6 protein-coding genes are annotated in these 7,391 nt (G+C 37.4%); 2 read left to right on the top strand and 4 right to left on the bottom strand.

What is annotated here, in order from left to right; genetic code table 11:
• Positions 1-20 precede the first annotated feature (20 nt).
• Positions 21-1,028 carry a site-specific integrase gene (locus tag DW922_RS16945; protein WP_243032294.1) on the top strand — a complete coding sequence of 336 codons (1,008 nt, stop codon included), beginning with the start codon at positions 21-23 and terminating at the stop codon, positions 1,026-1,028.
• A 106-nt stretch (positions 1,029-1,134) separates the two neighbouring features.
• On the top strand, positions 1,135-1,782 hold the full coding sequence (locus DW922_RS16935) for a DUF1648 domain-containing protein (protein WP_347560332.1): 648 nt from the start codon (positions 1,135-1,137) through the stop codon (positions 1,780-1,782).
• Between the two features lie 26 nt (positions 1,783-1,808).
• Here DW922_RS16935 and DW922_RS16930 read toward each other — a convergent pair whose 3' ends face one another.
• The 4 genes from DW922_RS16930 to DW922_RS16915 are packed head-to-tail and all read right to left on the bottom strand — an operon-like array spanning position 1,809 to position 7,276.
• A complete protein-coding gene (locus tag DW922_RS16930; protein WP_117529001.1) occupies positions 1,809-3,089 on the bottom strand; it encodes an amidohydrolase family protein in 1,281 nt (426 codons plus the stop codon).
• A gap of 54 nt (positions 3,090-3,143) precedes the next feature.
• Positions 3,144-5,030, bottom strand: a complete 1,887-nt coding sequence (locus DW922_RS16925; RefSeq protein ID WP_117761253.1) for an ABC transporter ATP-binding protein — start codon at positions 5,028-5,030, stop codon at positions 3,144-3,146.
• An 18-nt stretch (positions 5,031-5,048) separates the two neighbouring features.
• Positions 5,049-6,794 carry an ABC transporter ATP-binding protein gene (locus DW922_RS16920; protein WP_117761255.1) on the bottom strand — a complete coding sequence of 582 codons (1,746 nt, stop codon included), beginning with the start codon at positions 6,792-6,794 and terminating at the stop codon, positions 5,049-5,051.
• Positions 6,795-6,841: 47 nt separating this feature from the next.
• Complete coding sequence (locus DW922_RS16915) at positions 6,842-7,276, bottom strand: MarR family transcriptional regulator (RefSeq protein WP_158550875.1); 435 nt, start codon at positions 7,274-7,276, stop codon at positions 6,842-6,844.
• Positions 7,277-7,391: the final 115 nt, after the last annotated feature.

Genomic DNA, 7,391 nt, shown 5'->3' with positions numbered 1-7,391 from the left:
CAGTGATATCCTTGAGGAAAATGTGTCAACTAATATTGACAATATCAGAGGACGGTATCGACAGCACAGGCAAGAAAATGACGCTTTGCCAACTCTATGCCAAACAGAACGCACAGAGGGCAAATGTGAAGAAAAGCACAATAAAACAACGGGAACAACTCATGCGGTTATTGAAAGAGGATAAGTTAGGTGCTAGGAGCATTGATACGATAAAACCCTCTGACGCTAAAGAATGGGCGTTACGCATGAAAGACAAAGGCTTTTCCTACAATACCATTAACAACCATAAACGCTCGTTAAAAGCGTCATTCTATATCGCCATACAAGACGATTGCGTAAGGAAAAATCCCTTTGATTTCAAGTTAAGTGAAGTCCTAGAAAATGATACCAAAGAGAAAGTTGCATTGACAGAGGAACAGGAACAAGCCTTACTCTCATTCATCAAGACGGACAATGTGTATCACAAGTATTATGATGATGTGCTGATACTGTTAAAAACAGGACTTCGTATCTCGGAACTGTGCGGACTGACAGTAGCCGATATTGATTTCAAGAATGAAGTTGTGATTATCGACCACCAGTTACTAAAGAGCAAGGAACAAGGCTATTATATTGAAACGCCTAAGACGAAAAGCGGAATAAGGCAAGTACCATTAAGCAGAGAAACGATACAGGCATTTCAACGGGTTATGAAGAAACGCCCAAAGGCAGAACCATTTGTGATAGACGGACGGGGCAATTTCCTATTTGTCAATCATAAGGACAAGCCAAAAGTTGCGATTGATTACAACGCCTTATTTGTCCGTATGGTAAAGAAATACAACAAGCACCACAAGGACAATCCCTTGCCACATATCACACCGCATACGCTACGCCATACGTTCTGCACAAGGCTGGCAAGCAAGAACATGAACCCAAAAGATTTACAGTATATCATGGGGCATTCAAACATTAGTATCACAATGAATTGGTACGCTCATGCGTCCATAGATACCGCAAAATCAGAGGTTCAGCGTCTAATTGCATAGAAGTATTTACCACGATTTTAACCACGCTTGATAGCGAAAATATAAGAAGATAGACCTAGATATGTGAGGTTTACCACAAAAGCAAAATGCCCGTAGAGCCGATAAAATAAGGCTTTGCGGACATTTAAGAAGATATAAAAAGATAGTCAAAAAGACATATATAATTTATTCTAAAAATGATGTGGAAAATATAAAGAAGATTGCATATCTACGTACATTGGGAATTTCTATTGAAGATATACGAAATATTATATCCGAAAAAGTAACATTGCAGGAAATGCTTGAGAAGCAAAAGGAAGTATTAAAAAATCAGATTACTGATTTGAATAAGGCGAAACTCATGTGCGAAAAAATGCTGGATGAAGGAAGTATTAGTTATGAAAAATTACAGGTAGAACAGTATGTAACAGATTTTCATGACTATTGGAAAGATAATCGAACTGTTTTCAAACTGGATTCAGTCAGCTTTTTGTATATATGGGGAAGTATGCTTACCTGGACTATGATTACCGCACTATGCTTGATTATTGGGGCTTTGTCTTATTCTAAGTTGCCGACAGAAATTCCAGTACAATGGAGTAAAGGAGTGGCAACATCCCTAGTTAATAAAAACTGGATTTTTATTTGTCCTGTTATATGTATCATAATCCGTTATTTATTAAAACCTTTTATCTATGCGAAATTGCAGATGAACAATTATTATGGAGAAATTATAACAGAGTATTTGACAAATTATATGTGTTTTATGGAATAAAAAAGCCCCGCCGCAGCGGGGTTTTTTTATAGGAATTTATCAAGTTCAGTCTCGACACGCTTATTTATTTTAACTTTAGGATTTTCCATAATCGTTCCTCTTGCGACAACCATTTTTACATGTCGTAATGCTCTGAGGTCATCGAGTGGGTTTTCCTCGGTTACAATCATATCTGCACATTTATCTTTTTCGAGCGTACCGGTAATATCACCGATTCCCGCCATTTCGGCAGCTCTTGCGGTTGCCGTATACAGTGCAAACGCATTGGAAACGCCCGTATATTTGTGGAAATAATACAATTCTCTCCAGAAATCATACTGTGTAATCCACGGACATCCGACATCATTGCCAAGAACGACAGGTATATCATTTTCAAGTGCCGCTTTCGCACATGCAATTATTCCCTCAAACACAACATTTCCGTTAAACTGTTCAACTTCAGTTGCGTTGGTAATCGAACGATCAAACAATGCATACGGAAGTGCAGGCGAAATTGTTGTGCAAAGAAATGCTTTTCTTTCCTTGAATAACTTAATTGTATCATCATCAATTTTTGCACCGTGTTCAATTGAGTCAACACCATTTTCAAGAGCAACACGCACCCCCTGCGGAGATTCGACATGTGCAGCAACTAAATAGCCATTTTCATGTGCCTTGTCACAGACTACCTTTACCATTTCCGGAGACATTTTCAGTTCACCCGGAACACCTTTTTCTTTTGCGTCCATTACGCCGCCAGTAATCATAAGCTTTATCAAATCAACCTTTTCTTTTTCCGATTGCTCCAGATGTTTTAAGGCTGTATCTATACTGTCCGCCGCAACAGCAACAGAGCCAGCCATATGTCCGCCAGGCACGGAAATCCCTTCATTAGCGGCAAGTATTCTAGGTCCCATCTTTGTTCCTGCATTAATCTCATCTCTTAATTTTGTATCAAAACTTCCAAGTCCGCCAACCGTTCTTATTGTTGTCACACCGCTCATAAGCTCTGTTTTTGCAAATCCGGCAACCATACCGTATGCAATTGAACGCATAAGTGCATTTCCCATAAGTATTTTTACAAGTTTCTCATTATCACGCTGTTTTTTCTGCGGCTTGCCATTACCTGCAAGGTGAACATGCATATTTATAAGACCGGGCATAATATATCTGCGTTTTAAATCAACTTTTTCATATCCATTCAAATCCGTGCCTGCCTTGACAATATCCTCAATTTTATCATTGTCCGTAAGTATGACGAAGCCCTCTTTTACCTGCATATCTTTGGTTCCGTCAAGTATTTTTCCGTTAATATAAGCATATTTCATATTTTTATACCCCGTGTTTTTGAAATGTTTATTTAATACCAATTAATCAAAATCTTACGCACTGATTGACTTTCCTGTGTAAAGCTGATAGTATCTGCCTTTTTCTTCCATAAGCTGGTCATGTGTACCACGCTCAATAATTCTTCCCTGTTCCATAACCATAATACAGTCTGCATTCCGTACCGTAGAAAGACGATGAGCGATAACAAATGAAGTTCTTCCTGTCATAAGTGCATCCATACCACGCTGTACAAGTTTTTCTGTACGTGTATCAATAGAAGAAGTCGCCTCATCAAGAATAAGAACAGGAGGATCTGCAACTGCCGCCCTCGCTATTGCAAGAAGCTGACGCTGTCCCTGACTAAGGTTCGCACCACCGCCGGTAAGCACTGTGTTATAACCATCAGGAAGTCTTTTTATAAATCCATCAGCATTAGCAAGCTTTGCGGCAGCTATACATTCTTCATCAGCTGCATTGAGTCTTCCATATCTGATATTGTCCATAATCGTGCCTGTAAAAAGGTTGGTATCCTGTAAAACAATGCCCAGGCTTCGGCGTAAATCGTCTTTTTTAATATGATTAATATTAATTCCATCATAACGGATTTTACCATCCTGTATATCATAAAACCTGTTAATAAGGTTGGTAATTGTTGTCTTTCCGGCACCGGTAGAACCTACAAACGCAAGCTTCTGACCAGGTTTTGCGAACATTTTTATATCGTGAAGCACGATTTTGTCAGGATTATATCCAAAATCAACTCCATCAAATGTAACATCACCCTGAAGTCTTGTATACATTTCATCTTTGTTTGCAGCATTTGGTTTTTTCCATGCCCACATCTCTGTCAGTTCTTCAGTTTCATGGATTTCACCATTTGAATCATAACATATATTTACAAGTTCAACATCACCTTCATCTGTCTCTGGTACTTCATCACAAAGGTCAAATACCCTGCCGGCACCTGCCATAGCCATTACAATACTGCTTACCTGCTGGCTTATCTCTGTTACAGGCTGTGTGAAACTCTTGTTTAATGAAAGAAATGCTACAAGTGTACCAATTGTAAGTCCTGAAAAGCCGCTTAATGCAAGCACACCACCTACAAGTGCACACAAAACATAACTTATATTTCCTATATTTTCATTGATAGGCATTGTAATATTTGCAATTTTATTAGCATTGTTGGCACTTTCTCTTAACTTGTTATTAATCTGCTTAAACTGTTCAAGACTTTCCTGCTCATGACAGAATACCTTAACAACCTTCTGCCCTTCCATCATTTCCTCAATATAAGCATTTACTTTACCGATATCTTTCTGCTGTTCAATGAAATATCTGCCAGATGCAGCGGAAAGCTTTGATGTCACAAAAAGCATAATTGCAACCATAATAACAGATACAATTGTAAGTGGTATATCAAGAACTATCATACTTACAAATGTTGATACAAGTGTTATAAGTGAATTAAGAACCTGTGGAATACTCTGGCTTATAAGCTGTCTTAATGTATCAATATCATTTGTATATACCGACATTATATCTCCATGTGCATGTGTATCAAAATATCTGATTGGAAGTGATTCCATGTTAGTAAACATCTCTGTACGGAGCTTTTTCATAGTACCCTGACCAACATTTACCATAATTCTGTTATATCCGTAGGAACATAAAACACCCACTGCAAATATTGCTACAAGTTTTAAAAGAGCCTGTGCAAGCGGTGAATAATCAGGAACTGCCATCTGGGTAAGAGGCACAATGTAATTATCAATAAGTTTCTGTATAAATAAAGTTCCACATAATGTCGTAAGTGCCGAAACCAATATGCAAACGACCACCATGAAACATGCCAATTTATAATTTTTTACTATATAAGAAAGAAGTCTTTTTAATAATAAAAGCGGATTCTTCTCTTTGTTCTCATTTTTATTTTTCATGTCTTCCTCCTATTCTCACTATTCTGCCGATTCGTCGAAATCGCCGCCGCCCTGCATCTGAACTTCACAGATTTCGCGGTAAACTTTGTTATTTTCCATAAGATTCTCATGTGTATCAAAGCCACTGACTTTTCCATCTTCAAGAACAATAATTCTGTCGGCATCCTGAATACTTGAAATTCTCTGCGAAACTATAAGCTTTGTTGTTCCCGGAATTTTCTGGGCAAATGCCTGTTTGATTTTTGCGTCTGTTGCAGTATCTACAGCACTTGTCGAATCATCAAGAATAAGAACCTTTGGTTTTTTAAGCAATGCTCTCGCAATACAGAGTCTCTGTCTCTGACCACCTGAAACATTAGTACCGCCCTGTTCTATCCATGTATCATACTTCTTAGGCATTCTCTCGATAAATTCATCAGCACATGCCTGTTTACATGCCTCAACACAATCTTCATATGAAGCATTGTCATCACCCCATCTGAGATTGTCAAGTATTGTTCCTGAAAACAGGACATTTTTCTGTAATACTACAGCCACCTGATTACGGAGTGCATCCATATCATAAGTTCTTACATCTTTTCCGCCAACACATACAGAACCTTCAGTAACATCATAAAGACGGCTTATAAGGCTCACAAAACTTGATTTTCCGCATCCTGTACCACCAATAATACCAATTGTCTCACCTGCATTAATATGAATATCAATATCATGTAAAGTATCCTCTGTACTGTTTTTTCTGTATGAAAAATTAACATGATTAAAATCGATTCTTCCGTCTTCCACTTCTTCATAAGGTTTTTCCGGATTGGCAAGGTCCGCTTTTTCATTAAGAACTTCTGAAATACGCCTTGCACTTGCCGCACTCATTGAAACCATTACAAATATCATTGAAAGTATCATAAGTGCCATAAGCATGTTCATTACGTAACTGAACATTGATGTAAGATTACCAGTTGTAATTGAACCCGACACAATAAAATGTGAAGCAAACCATGACAATGCAACAATACATCCATATACAACAAGCATCATAGTCGGATTGTTAAATGCAAGAAATGACTCGGCTTTAACAAATGTTTTATAAAGATTATCTGCCGCTTTATTAAACTTTTTATTTTCATGCTCCTCACGTACAAATGCCTTAACAACACGGATTCCTGAAATATTCTCCTGAACGCTCGCATTGAGTTCATCATATTTTTCAAAACCTGATGTAAAAACCGGTGTTACTTTATATATAATAAAGAAAAGTACAAATCCTAAAAATATAAGTGCAACAAGAAATATAATACTTAATCTCGGACTTATTATTACACACATTGTAATACTGCAAATCATCATGAGAGGTGCTCTCACAACACTCCTTATTATCATCTGATAAGCATTCTGTACATTAGTTACATCAGTTGTCATACGTGTTACAAGACCTGCTGTACTGAATTTATCAATATTAGAAAATGAAAATGTCTGTATATTTTCATACATTTTCTCTCTCAGATTACACGCAAATCCTGTTGATGCTGCCGCCCCATACTTTCCTGCCTGTATACCACAAAAAAGGCTCAAAAATGCTATAATAAGCATTATTCCACCATAAATACCAACCTTTCTCATATCTCCGGCCTGTATTCCTTTATCAATTATTGAGGCTGTTATAAATGGAATAAGAATTTCCAAAAAAACTTCAACTGCAGTAAATATTGGCGTTATAATTGATTCTTTTTTATATTTGCCCATACATTTTGCTAATGTTTTTATCATATTTTTATCATTCTCCCTTCGATTAAATTCACCTTATAAGTCTACAGTCAGCATGACTTGATACTGTCATATACTTTCTGCAAAAGATTTCTAAGCTGTCCTTTTTCATCATCATTAAGTGCCTTTAAAAGTTCCCTCTCATTTTCATCCATTGAAGCTCTTGCCGTCTTGCATATCTCCTCACCTTTTGCCGTGAGCTTTACATGTTTGATTCTTTTATCATTTGAATCATAAAACCCCTCTATCATCCCATTTTTTTCCAGACGTGCAGCAATTCCTGCCATCGTTGCCTGTTTAACTTCAAAATGCTTTTCAAGTTCTTTTAGCGTTATCGTCTCATCGGCTGCCTCGCTGATAGTTGCGAGGACCTTAATCTGCGAAAGGGTGACATCATTGCACATCAACGTATTATTAGCCTTTCTTCCAAGTGCATCGTTAAGTCTCTTTATAAGTTCACCGCAATGCAATGTTTCTCCAAACATATGCTCATTCCTTTTCATAAAATTTGATAAATAGTTTCTTCTAGATGCTCTAATATATTACAAAAATAATCGGCTCTGCGTCTTAAGCGTCTGGCTCTTTGATGACAGTTATCTT

The sequence above is a fragment of the Clostridium sp. AM42-4 genome, from assembly GCF_003480105.1.
In the GTDB taxonomy this organism is placed as follows: Bacteria; Bacillota; Clostridia; order Lachnospirales; family Lachnospiraceae; genus Brotaphodocola.
The sequence above is the reverse complement of the archived record's forward strand: the minus strand, read 5'-3'. Positions and strand labels throughout refer to the sequence as shown.

Excerpts from the sequence above, each read along its gene's own strand:
- DW922_RS16930 (WP_117529001.1), bottom strand. The coding sequence starts at position 3,089 with ATGAAATATGCTTATATTAACGGAAAAATACTTGACGGAACCAAAGAT.
- DW922_RS16920 (WP_117761255.1), bottom strand. The coding sequence starts at position 6,794 with ATGATAAAAACATTAGCAAAATGTATGGGCAAATATAAAAAAGAATCA.
- DW922_RS16915 (WP_158550875.1), bottom strand. The coding sequence starts at position 7,276 with ATGTTTGGAGAAACATTGCATTGCGGTGAACTTATAAAGAGACTTAAC.
- DW922_RS16945 (WP_243032294.1), top strand. The coding sequence starts at position 21 with ATGTGTCAACTAATATTGACAATATCAGAGGACGGTATCGACAGCACA.
- DW922_RS16925 (WP_117761253.1), bottom strand. The coding sequence starts at position 5,030 with ATGAAAAATAAAAATGAGAACAAAGAGAAGAATCCGCTTTTATTATTA.